The 21430-nt window shown below is 41.9% G+C and carries 14 protein-coding genes and 1 other annotated feature; of the genes, 7 read left to right on the top strand and 7 right to left on the bottom strand.

All coding sequences use genetic code 11. The features are described 5' to 3' along the window. Nucleotides 1-15 precede the first annotated feature (15 nt). From OCV57_RS01760 to OCV57_RS01740, 5 genes are all read right to left on the bottom strand, one after another. Nucleotides 16-5688: a Cna B-type domain-containing protein gene (locus OCV57_RS01760; protein WP_267300299.1), complete on the bottom strand. Its 5673-nt coding sequence runs from the start codon at nt 5686-5688 to the stop codon at nt 16-18. Between the two features lie 122 nt (nt 5689-5810). Then, nucleotides 5811-6413: a signal peptidase I gene (gene lepB, locus OCV57_RS01755; RefSeq protein WP_022288300.1), complete on the bottom strand. Its 603-nt coding sequence runs from the start codon at nt 6411-6413 to the stop codon at nt 5811-5813. After that, nucleotides 6400-6636, bottom strand: a complete 237-nt coding sequence (locus tag OCV57_RS01750; RefSeq protein ID WP_267300298.1) for a hypothetical protein — start codon at nt 6634-6636, stop codon at nt 6400-6402. Before OCV57_RS01750 ends, lepB begins: the two co-directional genes overlap by 14 nt. A 517-nt stretch (nt 6637-7153) precedes the next feature. Next, a complete protein-coding gene (locus OCV57_RS01745; protein WP_022288298.1) occupies nt 7154-7348 on the bottom strand; it encodes a DUF6472 family protein in 195 nt (64 codons plus the stop codon). 9 nt (nt 7349-7357) lie between these two features. Further along, nucleotides 7358-7801 carry a MarR family transcriptional regulator gene (locus OCV57_RS01740; protein ID WP_022288297.1) on the bottom strand — a complete coding sequence of 148 codons (444 nt, stop codon included), beginning with the start codon at nt 7799-7801 and terminating at the stop codon, nt 7358-7360. Between the two features lie 310 nt (nt 7802-8111). On the opposite strand from OCV57_RS01740, the gene OCV57_RS01735 reads away from it, so the two are divergent. Continuing rightward, complete coding sequence (locus OCV57_RS01735; protein WP_117923088.1) at nt 8112-8393, top strand: hypothetical protein; 282 nt, start codon at nt 8112-8114, stop codon at nt 8391-8393. A gap of 167 nt (nt 8394-8560) precedes the next feature. After that, nucleotides 8561-10705: a polyphosphate kinase 1 gene (gene ppk1 / locus OCV57_RS01730; protein ID WP_267300297.1), complete on the top strand. Its 2145-nt coding sequence runs from the start codon at nt 8561-8563 to the stop codon at nt 10703-10705. Between the two features lie 87 nt (nt 10706-10792). On the opposite strand, the gene OCV57_RS01725 is transcribed toward ppk1, so the two are convergent. Next, nucleotides 10793-12463 (bottom strand): 2-isopropylmalate synthase, encoded by a 1671-nt coding sequence (locus OCV57_RS01725; RefSeq protein ID WP_267300296.1) that lies wholly within the window; start codon nt 12461-12463, stop codon nt 10793-10795. 88 nt (nt 12464-12551) lie between these two features. Then, nucleotides 12552-12785, bottom strand: a binding site (T-box leader). A 287-nt stretch (nt 12786-13072) separates the two neighbouring features. Here OCV57_RS01725 and galT point away from each other — a divergent pair. The 3 genes from galT (at nt 13073) to OCV57_RS01710 (ending at nt 17959) form a co-directional block, all read left to right on the top strand. After that, nucleotides 13073-14578, top strand: a complete 1506-nt coding sequence (gene galT / locus OCV57_RS01720) for a UDP-glucose--hexose-1-phosphate uridylyltransferase (RefSeq protein ID WP_267300295.1) — start codon at nt 13073-13075, stop codon at nt 14576-14578. A 62-nt stretch (nt 14579-14640) separates the two neighbouring features. Then, on the top strand, nt 14641-15453 hold the full coding sequence (locus OCV57_RS01715) for a PIG-L family deacetylase (protein WP_267300294.1): 813 nt from the start codon (nt 14641-14643) through the stop codon (nt 15451-15453). Continuing rightward, complete coding sequence (locus OCV57_RS01710) at nt 15440-17959, top strand: YfhO family protein (protein WP_267300293.1); 2520 nt, start codon at nt 15440-15442, stop codon at nt 17957-17959. Before OCV57_RS01715 ends, OCV57_RS01710 begins: the two co-directional genes overlap by 14 nt. A 120-nt stretch (nt 17960-18079) precedes the next feature. Here OCV57_RS01710 and OCV57_RS01705 read toward each other — a convergent pair whose 3' ends face one another. Further along, nucleotides 18080-18640 (bottom strand): TetR/AcrR family transcriptional regulator C-terminal domain-containing protein, encoded by a 561-nt coding sequence (locus OCV57_RS01705; protein ID WP_022288290.1) that lies wholly within the window; start codon nt 18638-18640, stop codon nt 18080-18082. Nucleotides 18641-18827: 187 nt separating this feature from the next. On the opposite strand from OCV57_RS01705, the gene glgB reads away from it, so the two are divergent. Together glgB and OCV57_RS01695 are read left to right on the top strand one after the other, a co-directional pair. Then, nucleotides 18828-20612, top strand: a complete 1785-nt coding sequence (gene glgB, locus OCV57_RS01700; RefSeq protein WP_267300292.1) for a 1,4-alpha-glucan branching protein GlgB — start codon at nt 18828-18830, stop codon at nt 20610-20612. Between the two features lie 119 nt (nt 20613-20731). Next, on the top strand, nt 20732-21424 hold the full coding sequence (locus OCV57_RS01695) for an iron-sulfur cluster assembly scaffold protein (protein ID WP_022288288.1): 693 nt from the start codon (nt 20732-20734) through the stop codon (nt 21422-21424). Nucleotides 21425-21430 lie beyond the last annotated feature (6 nt).

Here is a 21430-nt window from a genome sequence, read left to right as displayed (position 1 = left end):
TTCATATTTGATTATTTACAGCGTTTTTTTGCGACGCTTTGTAACTAAAAGTATTGTTGCAGCAACAGTGACTGTTCCGCCTGCTGCCACGAATGGGATAACACCCATGCCGCCTGTTTCAGGCAGCTCTCCCAAAGTTTCCTCAGAGTTGTTATAGACCTGAACATACTGATCACCGTTCTTTGTCATATCAATGCAATTCTCATTTTCTGAGCCATTGTATCTGTAGTAAGCTTTGTATGACGATGTGATTATCGGCTGACCGTTCACGTCTATCTCCTCAAACCAATAGTAATACTTATTGCCCTTGATGTCATTTTTTTCAAGAGAAACGGCATTTGACCAGTTGTTATCAGCCGTGAGCGTTATCTGCTTCCACAAGAATACTTCACCGCTAGGTGTCGCATCTTTATTAGGAACAGGTGTAACGTTCGTCTTCTCAGGTGTGCCAAGATCATTAGCTGTTACTGCGTATGAACAGCCACTATCGCCCTTAAGTGTAACTTCAACAGTAATATCTGAAGTGATATTATTCAGATTTAGAACAAACTGACTCTTGTCCCAAGACGGTGTAACGTAATCACTAACGCTGACATACTTGCTATCACCGCTCCATATAGGTATAGCCTTGCCGTCCACCCAATTTTCACCTGACTTATAGATGTCAGCCAGAACAGCTCCTGAACTGTCAAGAACTCTAACACGTCCCTCAGTTTCACCGATATTTATCCATGACTTTGTCATATCAAAACTGAACTTAGCCGAGCCATACATGGCATACTCAGAGGCAAAGCTTCCGTTCTGAGCCATTTCTGTACCATTGCTTGTAAGGATCTTGAATTTAACATTCTGTCCCTTATCCATTGTGCCTGTAAACTTGTTATATTTTTCAGGCACGTCAGCCTTATTTGTTGACCTATAGATATTGAACGTTACCTTATCATTGGTATGGGTATTGCTATCGCCGTCAGACCATGCCTTTTGCAGGCGAACATCCATATTTTCTACCTTCTGCGGGTTCTTGGTATTGACGATCGTATCAAAGCCCGTGGCACTGCCGTTATTTGAATAAGTATACGTAACGCCAAAGCCGTCAGGTATATTCTTTTCAAGAACATAGTAATACTTGTCCTTGTCAAGGCCGTCAAGAGTTACCGTCCAATTCTTAGACTTTTCCAGAGAAACAGTTTTTATAAGTTTGCAATCTGTTGGTATTCCGTTATCTCCATTCACTCTTGAGGCTGAATTTGGTGCAACAGAGGACTCATAAACATCTGCCTCGATCTTGTCGATACCGGCAGGAAGCTCACTGTCAGCAAGCTTGTTTCCTAACTCATCACGCCATTCCTTCGTAATGTTAAGTCCCTTGACGTTCGTAACTGTAACATCAGTGTTTTTGCTCATTGCCGTTGCACTGTATACAGCCTCATATCCTGTTGCAAGATCGATCTCTTTGATATAGTAGTAAAGCTGCTTGTAATCATTGCCGACCTTTGTATATCCAGGAAGCTTTGTCCACTCATGTTTCCAATTGTTAGCTTCGTTAAGAGTTACCTCAGCACTGCCCCACTGAATATCATCTGGAACACCGCTTAAAACCTTAGTTGTAGACGAGCCAAGAAGAAACTTTACGCTCTCTGCCGAATGATTGCCGTTTCCATCGCTCCAAACCTTGCTTGCAGTTATCTTAAACTCTTTCAGCAGATTTGTTACTCTGAACATATCTCCGTTCTTCACGAACTGATATCCGTCCTCACCGACTTCACTTGGAACTACAGCCGGACGCACTTTAAAAGCAAAATATATAGGAGTTTCGTCAAGAAGATAACCCTCTGGACTTTGCTTTTCTATAAGCTTATAAAGATGACCCTCAGTATTTCCGGTGCCTGCGGCAGGTTCAAGGTCAAGGTTGTATGACCCGTCAGCATTTACATTGAATGTCTGCGCCTTATCCTGCGCCGAACTTCCCCAGATAACTGATTTTCTGTCTTTCGCAGCATTTTCTTTGAAATCTACTGCCGGGAGCCAATCGTATGTGCCATTTTCCAGCTTAGTGTATCTGTAGATCTCAAAAGAAGCCTTAAGCATAATACTATAGTCTCCGCTGTCTACCTTCATAAGCTTAAATGGCTCAACAGTTGTTGATGACGCCTTTGACTGATTTATCAACTCAAACTCGGAATCATTATCTTCACTGTCATTTACAGCAGAGCCGTTTGTGTCAAATGATATATTATTGAACACATGGACTTTATAGCCATCGTTCTCAGCGTCCTCATCATTTGCAGGACTTCCTGTATAAACGTAAACTAATTTCAGGTGACGCTGATCTGGAACGTTTATTTCAAGCTTCTTTACAAAATCTCGTGTCTTCGCTGTCAGTGCGGAACACTTTACAGCTGAAAGCATTTTTTCATTGCTGACTTCAGTGTTTGAAAAGCCGTTGCCATCCCTGTATTCATATTCGACTCTGAAAACACCGCCCGCCTTCTCAGAAGAAACCTCTTCCACAGGGACGGATATGCTTGAGCCAAAATCTGACCACTCGTTTTTCTTGTTGGCAAAGGCTTTTACTTCTTTGAAGCTGTTGCCGTCCATATAGCCATAAGCCACATAGTAACTCTTTATATTTCCGTTTTCGTAGCCTTCAGGCAAAGTTAGATCAATAGTACCCTTAGCGCCAACAATACTTTCACTTGGAATAAAGTTAGCGATAAACTTGCCCTTTTCGTTGGTAATAACATCTGCACTGCAAGAAACTGTGCTGTCAACTGCCTCCGGATCTGATATCACATAACTGTAATCACTCACAGCAAGCTCTGCACCCGTATCTGCGTCAAATACCTTGATAGACTTCAGATCCATGTCAACAGCGGAATTGCCATTTATGCTTACCGTTTTTGTCTGAATGTTACCCTGAGCGTCCTTTGTCTTAACTACAGCCGTGCCTCCGCACTTGATAACATCGTTGAGAGTTATCATTCCGTTTGTTGAGCATTTAAGCTTTTTAGGGTTAACATCAATGGTATAAGTTATCTCACAGCCGGTGGACTTCGGAGAAGAAGTTTTCTTCAAGTTCTTTTCCTTAACTGTCTGCGTCTGGCTTCTCTCCGGATATTTTCCAGCTTTATCCTGAACTGTGTTTTTGAACGCTGCAGTACCATTCTTGTAAACACCATTCTTAACATCATCGACCTTTACAAGTGTACTGTAGTAAGCTGTCCAAGCGTCCTGCTGATTCCATGCAGTCTTGAAAGTTACTGTATTGGCTGTCTTATCATAGAAATATTCAAACTGATTTGTTTGTGCAAAATCATACTTATCAGAACTATTTCCAAATGAATACTTGAGATAATCCTTGTTCTCGTAGAATATCATTCCCGCCGGAAGCGTGTCCACGATCTCGACATTATCGTTACGCTTATAAGTGCCGTCCTTGTTGATATCAAGCCGCCAATCAAACCTGTAATACTCAACACCATTTACAGTAACAACAGGCAGGCTGCTAAGATCATGCACTGTGTCGCCTGCTACACTGCTTGCAGCGTCATACTTTTCATAAGGCGCTTTGGAGCTGTCGCCTATAGTAAACTTAGTCTTATCTGCACTAGGCTCGAATATTTCACCTTTATAAGTAGCCTTGTTATTTACATTTATAATAGTACCTTCGTCAAGACCTGTTACATCTACGGTACTGCTATACTGTATCTGCACAAGGTTTATATTGTCAAATTCTTCACTATCATTGAACTTTATCTCAAACGAAGTGTTGTCGTCATTAGGTACTACAGTGTAATTTGAACTGTCAAGCGGTTCATAGCTTCCTGTTCCATTTCTCTGAACATACATGATAATGGAATCAGTGTCAAGAACGCTCTTTATTGACTTGCCATCATTTGACGTAGCGTTCATTATATCGCTTATAGTCTTGCCCCTAAAGGAACCGTTTGTCTGCTTGACCTCTACCTGCCACTTATATGTAACACTGCTTCCGTCCTGAGAAATGTCAAGAACTGTTTTTGACTTCTCGTTTACAGGCTTATAATAAACTGTCTTGTCAGAATGGAATCCGTCAATACCTGCAGTATTTTTCACTGCATAATTTCCATTGCTGTCAGGGTCGCCAAGATCATAGTCAGCAACCTTTGTTTCATAGGAAATAACTACCTCGTTATTGTCACCTATTCTGTCAGGCAAAACAAGCTCACCGTCACTTGCAACTGTTGCATCAAAGGTATCATTTCCAACCTTTATGCTGACAATCTGTCCTGCTTTAAGCATATTATCAGTTATTGTCTTGCCTTTAAGGGTAGAATTTTTGTCATTACATTTAACAGTTACTTCCCATTTGAGTATACCTAACGTGTTATTATCTATCCAACCACTTTTTGATATCTGATACCTATTATAAACAGTTTCACTTGATGTGATATCAGACCATGGTTGGCTTTTATCAGGTCTTTGCATTTTAACTGTATTTGTAGTTTCCGCCTTGTCAGGATCGATAGCTGTCACATACTCGATAGTAATTTTTGACGCTGTTGTTTTATCGTCAAACGTAAGCGTGTTTCCATTAAGTGTGTACTTTACATCTGAACCATCATCAGCTTTAAGTGCAAAGCTTCCTGGCTTTGCATCAGGGAATGCTTCATCATAAAGGTGATAGCCCTTGAGGTCTGCACCGCTAGGGTTGCTTACAACAATTTCCCATGTGACTTCGTTATTGTCGTAGTCAACATTCTTGCCTGTTTTTGAGATCTTATCCTTCTTTGACTCAGAATAAATAGTTTTATCTGCTTTTACTCCATTTCCGTCTTTATCATATGTGGTGGATTTGTTTTCCACCTTACCTGACATAACGAAATTCGGGTCGCTTGTAGGATATGGAGTCGTGTAGCTTATGGTAACATTTTCTTCGCTGAATCCATCGCTGAAAACAAACTTTCCGCTTGACGCGTCATAGCTTCCTGCACCCTCAGGTGAAACAGTGAAGCTTCCGTCAACGGCATCCTTAAAAAGCTCGTCCTCGATCCTGTCAAGAGGCTTCTTTGCAGGATTGTCCACTGTGATAGTCCACCTAACTCCGTCAGCAGTTTCGCTTGCGTCCTTTATGGCAGACATAGTGAGCGGAGTAAAACCGTCTATTTCAACCGTCTGACCGCCTATCTCAACAGTGGTCTTATCACCTGTATCTGTATCCTTACGCTTTACATTACCCTCAAAGCTTGCCTTACCGCTTATAGCGTCCTTCTCATTTTTATGTTGATATCGCTCGTCAAACTCAATAAAAAGATACTTCTTTCCATCTATCTCGTCGACTCTGTACTTACCTGAAATTCCATGTCCTTCATCGAAGTGAGTATCCTCGACATCGCCCCAGGTTCCGTCTGACGGTATACCGCCCTCGGGCAGGCTAACATTATCGTCGATAGGGAAATAAATATACCTATTGGTCATTTCGCCCTTGTCAAAATCAAATTCTACATTGAATTCGATCTTTTTAGATTGGTCTTTTCCTGAACCGACCGCATCATAGGATTTTATCGTGACGCTATTCGCATCCTTATAAGAATAGCTTCCGCCGTTATAGGAAACATCTCCACCTGCCACGGAAGTACCCTCAGTGGCACTTATTGCAGGCATAACAAGACTTGCCAGCACCGACACTGTCATAACTACAGACAGCACCACACCGAACAAGCGGCTGCGTTTTTTCCTTTCATTTTCTTTTAGTTATTGCCGAACTTTACCGTTAAAATTCTGCAAAACGGATCACTCCCTCCGAATTTATACACTATTTATGATAAACGCTAGTCCACTGTGCCTATCCTTTTAAAAGGATATATCCTCAGTGAGACCTTTCCAAGCACTGCTTCCTCAGCAATACAGCCTATCCTCTTTGTACGGCTGTCAACAGACGTAGATCTGTGGTCGCCCATAACGAATATTCTCTCGTCAGGCACCTGATAAGGCAACTCGATATCACATTCTCCCAGAGCTTTGCCGTCAACATACGGCTCATTCAAGGTTTTTCCGTTGACGATAACAGTACCGTCCTCCTTGATATCCACCACATCTCCTGCTGTAGCGATAACACGTTTCAACAGTATCTTATTGTTATAATAGAACGCAACTATATCGCCCTTCTGAAAGCTTCCACGCTTTCTGCACACCACCAGCTCGTCGTCATGCAAAGTCGGCGTCATACTTGTACCCGTTACTCTCAAAACAGGCAAAAATAACATTGATATGATCACTGCTGCCGCTGCCACAACAAGAAGCGACGCCACGGTGCTGCGGAGTATCCTCAGATATTCCCGCCTTTCATGATGCTTTTTTACCACCCGCTCAAGTGTCTGGACATCAGGAAGCTCAGGTTTTTTTAACACCTCGTTCTTGCTATCTGCTGCCATGATCTTCCTCCGCTACCGGCTGCTCAACAACCAGCTTGTGACCTGTCAGTGCAGCTACCTGCCGCTCCAGCCTGTCAAGTCGGTCAGTGATACTTTTTTTATCTTCGAGCTTTTGAAGAAGCTTTTCATTCTCTGCGTTAAGCTTATCATATTCTTTTCGCAGATAAAGCATTAACTCAAGCAGCTCATTTTTTGACAATTTTTCAAGCGCCTTATCCTTCAAAAGCCTCACCTCCGACGCAGTATGCCTATATAATTACAAGTATTATATCACTTGATTTTCCATTTGTCAATCCCACAATATATCATATTTGTATTTTATTACATATAAATATACTGATAGTTTACACAATATTGATTTATCATTTTTATAGTGCCGGCAGATGATAAAACGGCATATTTATTAGCCTTGAACATGAAACAATACTAAACCTGCGTTTTTACGCTAATTGCAACTTTCCCCCAAAAAATCTTTCCTGTTTTGATTATAGCAACCTGCATAGTCAATATTTTAACATTGTATACTAATACTGTATTTATTAATATTTTGTAAACTTTGATAAATAACTTTCTATCATTAGCCAAATATTAATTCAACCCCAGATTGGTCCTTGTTTAGCGACAAATGTTCACTGCAAAGCAAACAAACTTTACACATCTATATTGACAAGCTTTCGAACTTTACGCGTTCAACAAAGCAAGAAAAAATCGGCAAATTTCATGGATTCACCGATCTATCATCAATTTTGCTTTCTCACAACAGCATATTCATCATCAAGCCTGTAATAAGGGCAGCTATATTCGCTGTCGCTCATTGATCTGTATGCTTCGTCCTCGTCAAGATCGACCATGCAGCAGTAACATTCACAATCCTCATCAAAAACGTAATTCACACAGCTTTCGCAACGGCTGACTATTTTCTTCGCCTTTGTCATAACAGCCTCCTATTTAAGCACCTTTTTAAGTATACTATTTATAAATACAAGTGCGTCCTTCATTTTTTTCATATCACTATCTGAGACACTGGAAAATTTACCAAGTATATCATCAAGTATCTCGTTTTTCATCTTTTCCATAAAGCGCATAGCTTCGTCAGTGAGCCTGATGTTGATAACTCTGCGGTTATCGGGGTTTTGCATTCTGATAACAAAGCCCTTGTCAACAAGCTGTGCCACAGCCCTTGTTGCCTGCTCATTAGAAGTGTTTATCTTGCTTGCAAGCTGTGACATTGTGAGCGTTCCCTCAATACATAGTGACAGCATTATTATCTGCTGAGTTCTTGTTATATCATACTTTTTCTTATCAAACGTATCAAATACCAATTTTCTGCTGAGAGGGTATATCTCATACATTGACATGATACATTCACGACGTACATTGTCTACCATTTTTACTTCCTCCACATAAAGCTAATTACAACATATTTTCGTTGATTTTTCCACACACAGTAATTATAACATACGCTTATCATTTGTCAATAGCAGAAATATATCAATATTTGATTTTGTTAAGTCATTCTTTTAGGGGTTTTGTTGATGAAGATAGATTATATGCGCATGACAAGTTTTAAAGTTTTACCAATTTACAAAAAGTTTAGTCGAAATTTCTGTAAATTATAGCTGCCAGCTTAACACAAGACGGTAAGAATGTGGTATAATAGTTAATGAAGTAAAAATAGATTATGGAGGTTTAAAGTATATGTTGTGTACTGAGTGTAAAAAAGAGCAAGAAAAACGTATTCCTAACGAGGAAAAAGAAAATGCACAGCCCGCCGAAAAATTGTGCAGCGACGTACATACAACACTGAAATCAAAGCGTTCAGCCGCTTTGATACTTTTGACTGGTGCTACGCTTATGCTCATAATGGTGTTCATTCTTTTTTGGCTTATCATGTTGCCCAATCTGCCACAAGACAACAGCGTCCTTGCGAATAACTGTGCAAATATATGCCAGACCGCTAAGGAATATATCGGGATCTGATCTTCAAGACGACCTGCTCCTGCCTTCGGGCGGGAGTTTTTTTGTTTTATGGCGATTTTACAAGCTTTTTACGGCACCTGCATTGACATCATATTCGTTTGGCGGTATAATAATACAGTATGATATAAGATGCCTTTCTTACGATAGGAGTTAGGAGAAATAAGAATATGAATAACAAGGTCTACGATAACAGAGAGTTATCATGGCTTAAATTTAACGAGAGAGTTCTTGAAGAAGCTCAGGACAGTGCTACACCGCTTCTTGAAAGATTGCTTTTTCAGTCGATATTTGCAAGCAATCTTGACGAGTTTTTTAGGGTGCGTGTGGGCTCGCTCTATGATTCCTCGCTTGTGGACGACGATCATAAAGACAACAAGTCCAAAATGCGTCCATCTGAACAGCTTTCTGCAATATTTAAGCGTGTTCATGAGCTTATACCAGTAAAAGATAAGACATACAAAGCTATCTGCGAGGAACTGGAGCTAAAAAATATAGTACATAAAAACATAAAGGCTCTCACTGAACAGGATAAGAAATTTCTTGAAGCCTATTATGCCTATGAGGTCAAGCCGTTTCTTAATGCCTTTATTATCGATAAAAGACACCCTTTCCCGTTTCTTGCAAATCAAAGTATTTATGCGGTCGCAAAACTCGCTTCAAAATCTGCCGTCACAGTGGGTATAGTTAGCTGTAACGAGAAATTCCAGCGTGTGATCTTTCTTCCTGCTGACGAAGGGTGCATAAACTATATCCTTGTAGAAGAGCTTATTCTCCATTATGCTGACAAGGCTTTTGAGGGCTATAAAATAGAAGAAAAGGCTCTTATGAGAGTGACACGAAATGCCGACATCGACGTTGACGAGGGCTTTGACTCGGAACTTGATTTCAGACAAAATATGTCTGAGCTTATCAACAAGCGTAAACGCCTTTGCCCTGTGAGATTGCAGCTTTCAAAGCAAATATCCGACACTGTGCTAAACGAACTGCTTTCAAGGTTGGAGCTTTCAGAAAAGCAAGTCTTTGTGGAGAAAACTCCCCTTGATATGTCCTATGTGTTCGCTGTGTTTGACAAGGTGGCAGACAGAAAAGAGCTTTTTTTTCCGAAGCAGGAGCCTCAGCCCTCTGCGATGATAGACCCGTCAAGGTCAATGATAGAGCAGATAGACGAAAAGGATCTTTTTCTGCACTATCCTTATGAGTCCATAAAGCCTTTTATCAGGCTTCTTGACGAGGCGGCAAAGGACGATAGCGTTACGTCTGTCAAGATGACTTTGTATCGTGTGGCGAAGAACTCCAAGGTCATAAAGGCGTTGTGCAACGCCGCTGAAAATGGCAAGGACGTGCTTGTGCTTGTGGAACTGAGGGCACGTTTTGACGAGGAAAACAATATAGGGTGGTCAAAGCTTCTCGAGGAGTCAGGCTGTCATGTAATGTATGGTCCGCAGGGACTTAAAGTCCATTCAAAGCTTTGTCTTATTACAAGAAAAGTTGGCGACAGCGTAAAGTACACTGTTCAGGTGGGTACAGGAAACTACAACGAAAAGACCGCAGGACTTTATACCGACCTTTGCCTTATGACATCAAACAATGACATTGCTCAGGACGCTTGCGAGGTGTTCAGAACGCTGTCAATGGGCGAGCTTGTGGAAAGCTCAAAGGCACTTATGGTCGCTCCCCACTGTCTGCAAAATAAGGTAGTGGAGCTTATGGATAATGAGATAAGCATTGCAAGAGCAGGCGGTGAGGGATATGTTGCCGCAAAGCTCAATTCTCTTACTGATAAGGTGCTTATGGACAAGATAATAGAATGTTCTCAGGCAGGCGTGAAGGTAGAGCTTGTTATAAGAGGTATATCCTGCCTTGTGGCAGGCGTGGAGGGCGTTACTGACAATGTGCAGATACGCTCAATAGTGGGCAGATATCTTGAACACGCAAGGATATATATTTTCGGCACAGGTGTTCGCAAAAAGGTATACATATCCAGCGCAGACTATATGACAAGAAACACCACAAGGCGAGTTGAGGTCGCCGCACCTATCCTCAGTGAAGAAGTAAAAAAACGTGTCCTCGATATTTTTGACACCCAGATGCAAGACAACGTAAAAGCAAGGATAATGCAGCCTGACGGAAAATATGTCCGTGCAGAGCGTGGAGATATCGCCATTGACGCACAAAGCAGATTTTACGCTGAAGCATACGCCAATGCACCAAAGCCTGCTCCTGTTAATGATTCAAAGGCTGTCGAGCCTGAAAAGGAGAAAAAGGGCTTTTTAGGCTGGCTCAAAAGGCTTTTCAGAAGAAAAAAGAAATAATATACAATGCGGTCATATTCTATATGGCTGCATTTTTTTGTACAAAAAAAGGGACAGACTTTCGCCTGTCCCTTAAATTTTTATTCATTACTTCTTATCTGCAAAAGCGTTGTTGATAGCTGAAACAAGTCCCTTGATAGAAGATACGATGATATCTGAGTGTCTGCCGACGCCCCAATACATCTTATCACCGCAGGAAATTCCAACATACGAAACAGCCTCAGATGTTGACTTTCTTTCAAGAGCGTGTTCTGTGTATGTTTCCACGGTAAAATCAAATTTCAAAGCCTGCTTGATAGCATTTGCCACAGCGTCAAGACGTCCGTTACCCTCTGCTGTATGATCGTCTGTTACGCCGTTTACTGAAGCTGTGATAGCGGCGCAGATAGTGCCGTTCTGCTTCTGAACATAGTGTGCTTCAGGAATGTCAACAGGTGCGCACTTGTTGAGGTACTCGTCCTTGAATATCTTGTAGACCTCATCAGGCATAAGCTCCTTGTGCTTGTGGTCTGAAACAGCCTTTACCTTATAGCCAAAGTCCTCTCTCATCTTCTTTGGAAGATCGTAGCCGAACTGATTTTGGAGGATAAAGCCTATTCCTCCCTTGCCTGATTGCGAGTTTATTCTGATAACGTCACCGTCATACTCTCTGCCAACGTCATGCGGATCGATAGGAAGATAAGGAACTGTCCACTTGTCACAGCTCTTTTCTTTTCTCCAGTTCATGCCCTTTGCGATAGCGTCCTGATGTGAGCCTGAGAATGCAGCGAATACAAGTGCGCCTGAATATGGGCTTCTGTCATAAACCTTCATTCTTGTAACTCTCTCGTAAAGCTCTACCAGTGCAGGCATATCTGAGAAGTCCAGCTTAGGGTCAATTCCGTGAGTGTACATATTAAGTGCGATAGTAACGATATCGGCATTGCCTGTTCTCTCACCATTGCCGAAACAAGTACCCTCTATTCTGTCAGCACCTGCAAGCAGACCCATTTCGCAGTCTGCCACTGCACAGCCTCTGTCATTATGTGGGTGAAGTGAAACTATAACGTTCTCTCTGTTGTGAAGAGTGTCGCACATATACTCTACCTGCTGAGCATAAACATGAGGCATTGACATTTCAACTGTTACAGGCAGGTTGATGATGACCTTGTTATCAGGTGCAGGCTGCCAGATGTCGATAACAGCGTTACAGATATCTCTTGCAAACTCAGGCTCTGTGCCTGTGAAGCTCTCAGGAGAATACTCGAATACGATATTGCCCTTTGCGTGCTTCTTATACTCGTTACAGAGCTTTGCACCGTCTGTAGCTATCTTGATTATCTCTTCCTTAGACTTTCGGAAAACCTGCTCTCTCTGTGCAACAGATGTTGAGTTATAAAGGTGGACAACAGCGTTCTTTGCACCGTCGATAGCTTCAAATGTTTTCTTTATGATATGCTCTCTTGACTGTGTGAGCACCTGAATAGTAACATCATCAGGTATCATGTTCTTCTCAATAAGTGTACGGCAGAACTCATACTCTGTTTCAGAGGCGGCTGGGAAGCCTATCTCTATCTCCTTAAAACCTATCTCAACGAGCTTTGTGAAAAACTCCAGCTTTTCTTCAAGGCTCATAGGAATGATAAGAGCCTGATTTCCGTCTCTCAGGTCAACAGAACACCATGCTGGTGCATGGTCAACATACTCTTTTTCAGCCCACTTCATGCACTTTACAGGAGGCATATAATAGCCTCTCTCATACTTTTCTACGTTTTTCATGTCAGATCCTCCTTATAAATATAAAGCCGATAATTATTTTGATAGTGATGTGGAAAAGGGCATAAAAAAATCGCCACTCCTACCAAAAAGGAGAGACGAGCTTTGCCGTGTTACCACTCTCATTCATATACGGCTCACACCGCATATCTCAGCCGCATCTATCAATGCGTATCTCTATAACGGGAGAACCCGTGAGCGGCTAATAAGATTTCACCGTTCAGGCTCGGGGACGAGTTATCACAAATTCCGCATACCGCCTTGCACCCACCGACGGCTCTCTGTAATGTCAGAACTTTGCTTTTGTTCCTGTCAACGCCTTTATCATATTGTTTTTATTATACCCATACTTCCCGCTTTTGTCAATAGGACAATTGTTGATTTAACAATTTGTTAATATTCGATGCTAAATCGTTTTCCCTGACGTTAAATGTAGGGGCTGGCGTCCTCTGCAAAATAATCTTAAAATATTCTTATTACGCTTTTCAAATGCTTAAAAGTATCTTAATTAGCCTGTCTGTCGGTTGACAAAGAATAAGCAATGGTCTATAATAATAGATGCTGGCTGAGGGGGTTACCACTCATACTTTTGTACAAAAGGGGATCTATAACATGATATTTGAAAGCATTAAAAAGCTTGTAACATATGGTCTGGAAAGCGGACTTATTGAGGAGAGCGACAGAGTTTATACTACAAACAGGCTTCTTGAAGCCCTTGACCTTGAGGAATATGACGAACCAGAGGAGGAGTTTTCTAACGTTGATCTTGAAAGCACTCTCAAAGAGCTTCTCGATTACGCTGTGGAAAAGGGCCTTACAGAAAATTCTATTGTATACAGAGATCTTTTCGACACAAAACTCATGGGGCTTCTTACTCCAAGACCGTCAGAGATAGACACAAAGTTCTGGGGACTTTACAACCACCAGTCTGCAAAGGTCGCAACTGACTATTTCTACAAGCTTTCGCAGGACACGGACTACATAAGAAGATACAGAGTGAAGAAAGATATGCGCTGGATAGCTCCAACAGAGTACGGCGACCTTGATATAACTATCAATCTTTCCAAGCCTGAAAAAGACCCGAAAGCCATTGCGGCGGCAAAGCTTGCAAAGCAGTCGGGATATCCTAAGTGCCTGCTGTGCTATGAGAACGTGGGATATGCAGGACGAGTGAACTCCCCTGCAAGACAGAACCACCGTGTTATATCCCTTAAAATAAACGGCACAGACTGGGGACTTCAGTATTCCCCATATGTTTATTACAACGAGCATTGCATCCTTTTCAATAAGAAGCATACTCCTATGGTAATAGACCGTTCGGCATTTGAGAAGCTTTTTGACTTTGTCAGACAGTTTCCGCACTATTTCATAGGTTCAAACGCTGACCTGCCTATCGTTGGCGGATCTATCCTTTCGCACGAACATTTTCAGGGCGGTCATTATACTTTTGCAATGGCGAAAGCCCTTGTTGAAGAAAAGATAGTTTTCAAGGGCTTTGAGAACGTTGACGCTGGCATCGTTAAATGGCCTATGTCAGTTATCAGAATAAACAGCGAGGATAAAAACGCTCTCGTTGACCTTGCAGACAAGATACTCACTGCATGGAGAGGCTACACCGACGAAGAAGCGTTCATTTACGCTGAAACTGAAGGCGAGCCGCACAACACTATCACACCTATCGCAAGAATGAGGGACGGCAGATATGAGCTTGACCTTGTGCTTAGAAACAACATCACCACCGAGGAATATCCTCTTGGCGTTTATCACCCGCATCAGGAGCTTCATCATATAAAGAAAGAGAATATCGGTCTTATCGAAGTAATGGGTCTTGCAGTGCTTCCGTCAAGACTTAAAGGCGAAATGGAGAAGCTTGCTCAGGTTCTGGTCACAGAGGGAACAGAGGGTGTACGCCGTGACAAGCTGATAGAAAAGCACGCTGATTGGGCTGAGGAGATATCAAAGAAAAACAATATAACAGCCGAGAACGTTCACGAAGTCTTGCAGAAAGAAATAGGCATCGTGTTCGCAAAGGTGCTTGAACATGCAGGCGTTTATAAGAGAAACAAAGACGGAAAAGCTGCATTTGAAAGATTTATAAACTATGTGAACAACAAGTAATAAAGAAAGAGGTGAACGCCCATATCTCGCAGGAGAGATCCTGCAAGGGTGCGGGCATTTTTATGCTCAGATTTACAAGACGACATATAAAGGAAACAGCAATAATTCTGGCAATAGTCATTTTTATAGGCACACTGTGGTTTTTAGGCTACAAAAGGCATATAAGAGATACGATCAATCAAGCTTATGACGTTACGCCTATATCCGCTATACAGTTACAGCTTGCTTCGTCATCAAAGGCTGATAAGCTTATGATAGTGGCTCACCCTGATGACGAAGTGCTTTGGGGCGGAGGACATCTTTATGATAAAGGCTATCTTGTTGTGTGCGTAACAAACGGAAGAAATAAGGTGCGTTCTCAGGAGTTCAAGGACGTGGTGACTGCCTCGGGCAACGAGTGTATAATGCTTGAATATCCTGATAAAGTCAGGGGTAAGCGTGACGATTGGGCGCTTGTTAAGGACGGTATCGAATCTGATCTTGAAAAGATAATGACCTGCAAGGATTGGAAGCTTATAGCTGTGCATAATCAAAAAGGCGAATATGGTCATATCCACCATGTAAACGTGCATAATTACGTCACTGAGATATACGATAAGAACGATATCCAGTGCGACCTTTACTGCTTTGGCAAGTATTACAAGGCTAGCCGTCTGAAGGTGGTGGGCAACACTTTGCCAAAGATATCAAAAGAGAGATACGAGTTCAAGAAAAAGCTTGCGGATATGTATACCTCTCAGGAGAAAACTGTAGACAAGCTGTGGCATATGGCTTATTATGAGGATTGGACGCTGTATAAACGCTACAGCGAACACCCTGAAATGAAAAAACAAACTGCAACTGCGCTGGGAGTGGCTGTGAATGAAGCTCAGTAAGAAAAATATAATACATCTTTGTGTGCTTACGGGGATATATCTTCTGTTTGTCCTTGCGCTCACAAGGTTTAAATACGCCTATGGCTCTGAGCTTGATTGGGGCGGACAGCACTATGCTATCCCTGATTATTTCAGAAAGCTCTTTTACAAAACAGGGGACTTTTTTCCCTCCTTTGCCCCGAACATAGGTTGTGGTGAGAACATCTATAATCTGTCATATTATGGGCTTTATTCGCCTATAATACTTTTTTCTTACCTTCTGCCCTTTGTGAAAATGTCCACCTATATACAGATAGTATCCATAATAGGCATTATAGCAAGCCTGTGGATATTCTATATATGGATGCGGCAGAAATTCACAGACAACACAGCGTTTGCACTGAGCTTTGTGTTTCTCTTTTCAGCGCCCCTTATCTTCCACAGTCACAGGCACATAATGTTCGTGAATTATATGCCGTTCCTGCTTTTAGGTTTTATGGCTATCGAGGATTATTTTGAGGGCAAGAGAAAATACATGGTGACGCTCTGGGCATTTTTGATGCTCATGACAAGCTATTTCTTTGCAGTGTCGGGTCTTGCGGCAATGGCAGTGTATGGCGTTTATCGCTGGCTGAAAATAAATGAAAAGCCAACTTTCAAGAAGTTCTGCAAAGACGGAACAGCATTCGCTTTCAGGCTTATCCTGGCAGTGATAATGGCGTGCGTGCTTATCCTGCCGACACTGCACTGTATGCTCTCCGGCAGAGAGGCAGGCAACAGCCATGTTGATCTCAAGTCGTTCATACCAGGTGTAAACTTGAAATTTCTGCTCTATTATCACTACTCAATGGGGCTTTGCCTTTTCACAGTGCTTAGCATAATATCGGCGGTGTTCTCAAAACAACGCTATAGAAGATTTCTTGGAATCGTTATGATGGTAATAGCCACCTGCCCTATAATAGTCTATATGTTAAACGGCACACTGTATGTTGACCCGAAAGTTCTTATACCTTTCCTTCCTCTTGGTATGCTCCTTTTCGGACACACCTATTTTGATATAATAAGAGGAAAGCTAAAGCTTAAACCACTTGCAGTGATAACCCTTTTAGTTGCATTAGCAGGAGTTTTCTGGTTCAAGACCACCAGAAAAGTGGAGTTTTATATTATCCTTGACTTTGTTGTGCTTATGTCGAGCCTGTTTGTATACAGACGTTGCAAAAAAGAGTTAATACTTAATATAGGAATGTCCCTTTGCCTCGTGGTATCCACAGTATATGCAAACTTTGCAGACGAACTTGTGCCTTTAAGAGAGCTTGAATATGATAACAGCAGTGATATGAATACACTTGCAGATTATGTCGGCTCGCAAGAGGAGATATCGAGGACTTCAAACTGCGTTGATGAAGTGAACACAGTGAACATGATATATAATGCAGATTATTACACCATGTCAATATATTCCTCACTGCACAATAAAGATTACAACAAATTTTATTACAGCGAGATATACAACGAAAATTCATACCGCAACACTTCCCTGACCACTCAGACACGAAGCCTTATTGCTGATATGTATTTTTCAAACAGATATCTTATCACTGACGACCCGGTAAAGGCAGTGTCAGGCTACAAGAAGATAAAAGAGAGCGGAAGCCTTTCACTTTATGAAAACAATGACGTTCTGCCTTTCGGATATGCTACCAATGCTCTTATCGGCAGAAAAGAATATAATTCCCTGAATTATCCTTACTCAGTGGAAGCTCTTTTCAATAATATAATAGTTGAGGATAAGACGGAAAAGTCATTTTCATCTGATATAAAAAAGGTACGCTCCATCAACTTTACAGAGTGCGACCAGATAAAGCGTGAATGGGGAAAATACACCATTGACGCTAAAAAGCCTTTCACTCAGGAGATAACGCTTCCCGAAACGCTCACGAACAATGAGATAATGTTTGTATCTTTCAATGTGAACAACGATATAAAGGGTGGCAGAAAGGACGCTTGGGTGTCCATAAACGGCAATAAAAACAAGCTCACTGCACCTGATTGGAAGTATTACAATAATAACAGACGTTTTGAATATGTCATAACCACAGGTCAGGACTATAGTGCAGACAGCGTTAAGGTGAATTTCTCTGACGGCAAGTATGAGATAACCAACGTTCGCTGTTATGTCATCGACAAAGACAGCCTTGTGCGTGACGTTGACCCGTTCATGATAGACAAGAAGACCTCTCACGGAGATGTGATAAACGGCACTATAGACGTTAAAAATGACGGCTATTTCACCATTTCCATTCCGTACACCGACGGCTTCACCGCCGAGATCGACGGCAAAGAGGTACAGTGTGAAAAGACCGACACTGCATTCCTTGGCTTCAAGATACCAAAGGGCAGCCACAACATAAAGATAACCTTTACCGCACCGTTGCTCCACAAGGGCATAGTTCTCTCAGGGGCAGGCTTGCTGATATTCATAGCATGCGTTATTATTGACAGAAGAAAATCAAAAGCTTCAAAGTAGGAAAAAAAATAAAAGCGACAGAAATCTGGATCTGTCGCTTTTTTTGTCGTATGTTTGGGTTTGTCTATTCACTTATTACATAAAATATGATAAAATAACAGAGTGATTGTGTGACTTTTGTCAAAGGTTCTGTCTGAATCCCTCACCAATGGTAACATTTTCGTATGCAAGTTCACGCATTTTCAGCATTACGTCATGTGGAGTTTCTCTCATTCCGCCCGTTGCCCAATCTATTATTATTCCGCAATAGCCATGAGAATAAAAATCGGCAAAGAACTTCGCCTTATCGGAACGCTTTCTGGTTATAGCAACAGCGTGATAGAAAAATCTGATGAACAGCTTGTGCATACTTCTGAAAAGATAATGCTCAAATATCTTTTCGTTGCTTTTTAGCGTGTTTGAGTAAAAGCGCTTGTCTTTGAGCATATTTACGAGAAATCCTTCAAGACGCTCATACCAGTTGTCGTAGTTTACGCCTTTGGTGATGTCAGCGAAAAGCTCGTGAAGATAGATATAGCTCAAAAGCTCATACTTATCCTGAAAATGGTAATAAAAAGACTGGCGGTTAAGACCGCACTCACCTGTTATATCGGATATGGATATTTTATCAAAGGGTTTTTGCTCGCAGAGTTTTTTCAGTGAATCACACAAAGCACTTTTGGTTATCGCAGAGCTTGACATTTAACTACATTCCTTTCAGATTCATAACGACAAAAGGTCTTTTTTGAGGAAAAATCAGACTAAGCTGGATTAATGTCAAAAAAGCAGACAATTTGCGCTAACTTTTATTATATCATAAATTTATGAAATTTCAATAACTTTTTATAAATATTTTATCATTATCATATTTTTCACAGGGGGAAACGGCATGAAAAACAATATCATCACAGAATTTATAAATGGTCAAAGCTGTAGAGCGTATGAAGCCCTTGGGGCAGTAAAAATAGAGAACGGCATAAGATTTTCCACCTATGCGCCCCATGCAAGGAAGGTAGAGCTTTGCCTGAATGGAGATATTATCCCTATGGAATGCGATGAACGTGGGGTATGGAGCGTTGAACGCCCTGCAAAAGAGGGTGACATTTATCAGTATGTTATCACAACGCCTACTCTTGAAAAGCACTACCGCTCAGACCCTTTTGCGGTGTACAGCGAGGTAAGACCGAAAAATGCGTCTGTGGTGTATGATATCGACAGCTATAACTGGAATGACCAAGAATGGCTCTCAAAGCGTGACAAATGCTATGAAAAGCCTATGAACATATATGAGGTGCATTTCGGCTCGTGGCGCATAAAAGAGGGAAAAGAAGAAACCGACCGCTTTTACACCTATGAAGAAATGATAGACCTGCTCATACCTTATGTAAAGGAAATGGGCTATACCCATATCGAGCTTCTGCCACTGACAGAATATCCTTATGACGGCTCATGGGGCTATCAGGTGTCGGGATATTTCTCCGCAACCAGCCGTTACGGCGACCCTAGAGGGCTTATGAAGTTCATAGACGCTTGTCATGCGGAAAATATCGGCATTATTCTGGACTTTGTACCCGTACATTTTGTCCGTGATTTCTATGCCCTGCACATATATGACGGAAGCTTCCTCTTTGAAAGCGACAATGAGTATGACAGATACTCCGAGTGGGGTACTGCCCTGTTTGACTACACAAAGCCTCATGTGCTGAGCTTCGTAAAATCCTCAGTTAATTTCTGGATAGAAAAATATCATGTTGACGGATTGAGATATGACGCAGTTGCAAACCTTATATATCGTCACGGCCACACTGATGACGCAGTGAACGACAGCGGTATATGGTTCTTGAAGAACACTAATTACGCCATTCAGAAAATGCACCCTGACGTTATGCTTTTCGCAGAAGATTCCACAAACTACACAAAGGTAACTGCCCCTGTTGAGTTCGGCGGTCTTGGCTTTGACTATAAATGGGATCTGGGCTTCATGAACGATACCATCAATTATATAAAGACTCCGCCTTTTGAACGCAGAAATCATCACAATAAAATGACTTTCTCCATGAGTTATTTCTATAATGACCTTTTCATTCTTCCTTATTCCCACGACGAGGTAGTTCACGGCAAGAAAACCATGGTGGATAAGGTGTTCGGCAGTCAGCAGGAGCAGTTTGCTACCATAAGGGCACTGTATACTTTCCAGTTCACTCACCCTGGCAAGAAACTCAACTTCATGGGCAACGAGCTTGGCGAATATCTTGAATGGCGTGATGAAAAAGAGCTTGGCTGGAATTTGCTCACATATCCTATACACGATTCATTACACGAGTATGTGAAAGCACTCCACAAGCTTTATCTTGAACAGCCTGCACTGTATAAGTCCGACTACAATTCCACATCTTTCCGCTGGATAGACGCAGACAACAAAAATCAGTGCATTTATGCCTACCGCAGAAGCGACCCTTCCGGCAAGACGCTTTATATGGTGTTCAATTTTTCCGGAAGCTATCAGAACTATAACCTGAAGGTCGAGCAAAACGGAGCCTACAAAGAGCTTCTCAACTCTGACCGTGATATTTATAGTGGATCAAACTGCATAAACAGCGGTCTTTATACCACAAACTATAAGCTGCCACTCAGACTCGCACCTCTCAGCAGCGTTATAATTACCACAGAATGAGAAAAAAATATTAAAAATCATAAAATACTATTGCAAAATGGCGAAATATGCGTTATAATATGAGTGTATGTAATATACAACATTTACACCAAAATCATTTGAGAGGAGTTATGTAAATAATGGTTTATTCTCACGAAGTTGAAACAATGTGCCCTATCGCTCAGGGCGTTGCTCACGGTGCAGCTCCAATTCCAGAAGAAGCAAAGTGGGTAAAAGCTAAGGAAATCAAGGATATCTCAGGCTTTACACACGGTATCGGCTGGTGTGCTCCACAGCAGGGCTGCTGCAAGCTGACACTTAATGTAAAAGAGGGCGTTATCCAGGAATGTCTCGTTGAAACTATCGGCTGCTCAGGTATGACACACTCTGCTGCTATGGCATCAGAGATCCTTCCAGGCAGAACAGTTCTCGAGGCTCTTAACACAGACCTCGTTTGCGACGCTATCAACACAGCTATGAGAGAGCTTTTCCTCCAGATCGTTTACGGTCGTTCACAGAGTGCATTCTCTGAGGGCGGTCTTGTAGTAGGCGCTGGTCTTGAGGACCTTGGTAAGGGACTTCGTTCACAGGTAGGTACTATGTATGGTACACTTGCAAAGGGTCCTAGATACCTTGAAATGACAGACGGCTATGTTACAGGTCTTGCACTTAACGAAGATGACGAGATCATCGGCTACAAGTTTGTAAACTTCGGCAAGATGATGGACTTCATCAAGGCTGGCGACGATGCTAACACTGCTTTTGAGAAAGCACAGGGTCAGTACGGTAGAGTAGCTGACGCTGTTAAGATCGTTGACCCAAGAAAAGAATAAGGAGGA

Source organism: Hominimerdicola aceti (assembly GCF_025567495.1).
GTDB classification, from domain to species: Bacteria; Bacillota; Clostridia; order Oscillospirales; family Ruminococcaceae; genus Hominimerdicola; species Hominimerdicola aceti.
Note: the sequence above shows the minus strand (reverse complement) of the source record. Positions and strands in the feature narration are given on the sequence as shown.

Excerpts from the sequence above, each read along its gene's own strand:
- OCV57_RS01715 (WP_267300294.1), top strand. The coding sequence starts at position 14,641 with ATGCTCAGATTTACAAGACGACATATAAAGGAAACAGCAATAATTCTG.
- OCV57_RS01725 (WP_267300296.1), bottom strand. The coding sequence starts at position 12,463 with ATGAAAAACGTAGAAAAGTATGAGAGAGGCTATTATATGCCTCCTGTA.
- galT (WP_267300295.1), top strand. The coding sequence starts at position 13,073 with ATGATATTTGAAAGCATTAAAAAGCTTGTAACATATGGTCTGGAAAGC.
- ppk1 (WP_267300297.1), top strand. The coding sequence starts at position 8,561 with ATGAATAACAAGGTCTACGATAACAGAGAGTTATCATGGCTTAAATTT.
- OCV57_RS01745 (WP_022288298.1), bottom strand. The coding sequence starts at position 7,348 with ATGACAAAGGCGAAGAAAATAGTCAGCCGTTGCGAAAGCTGTGTGAAT.
- OCV57_RS01710 (WP_267300293.1), top strand. The coding sequence starts at position 15,440 with ATGAAGCTCAGTAAGAAAAATATAATACATCTTTGTGTGCTTACGGGG.
- glgB (WP_267300292.1), top strand. The coding sequence starts at position 18,828 with ATGAAAAACAATATCATCACAGAATTTATAAATGGTCAAAGCTGTAGA.
- lepB (WP_022288300.1), bottom strand. The coding sequence starts at position 6,413 with ATGGCAGCAGATAGCAAGAACGAGGTGTTAAAAAAACCTGAGCTTCCT.
- OCV57_RS01740 (WP_022288297.1), bottom strand. The coding sequence starts at position 7,801 with ATGGTAGACAATGTACGTCGTGAATGTATCATGTCAATGTATGAGATA.
- OCV57_RS01705 (WP_022288290.1), bottom strand. The coding sequence starts at position 18,640 with ATGTCAAGCTCTGCGATAACCAAAAGTGCTTTGTGTGATTCACTGAAA.
- OCV57_RS01695 (WP_022288288.1), top strand. The coding sequence starts at position 20,732 with ATGGTTTATTCTCACGAAGTTGAAACAATGTGCCCTATCGCTCAGGGC.
- OCV57_RS01735 (WP_117923088.1), top strand. The coding sequence starts at position 8,112 with ATGTTGTGTACTGAGTGTAAAAAAGAGCAAGAAAAACGTATTCCTAAC.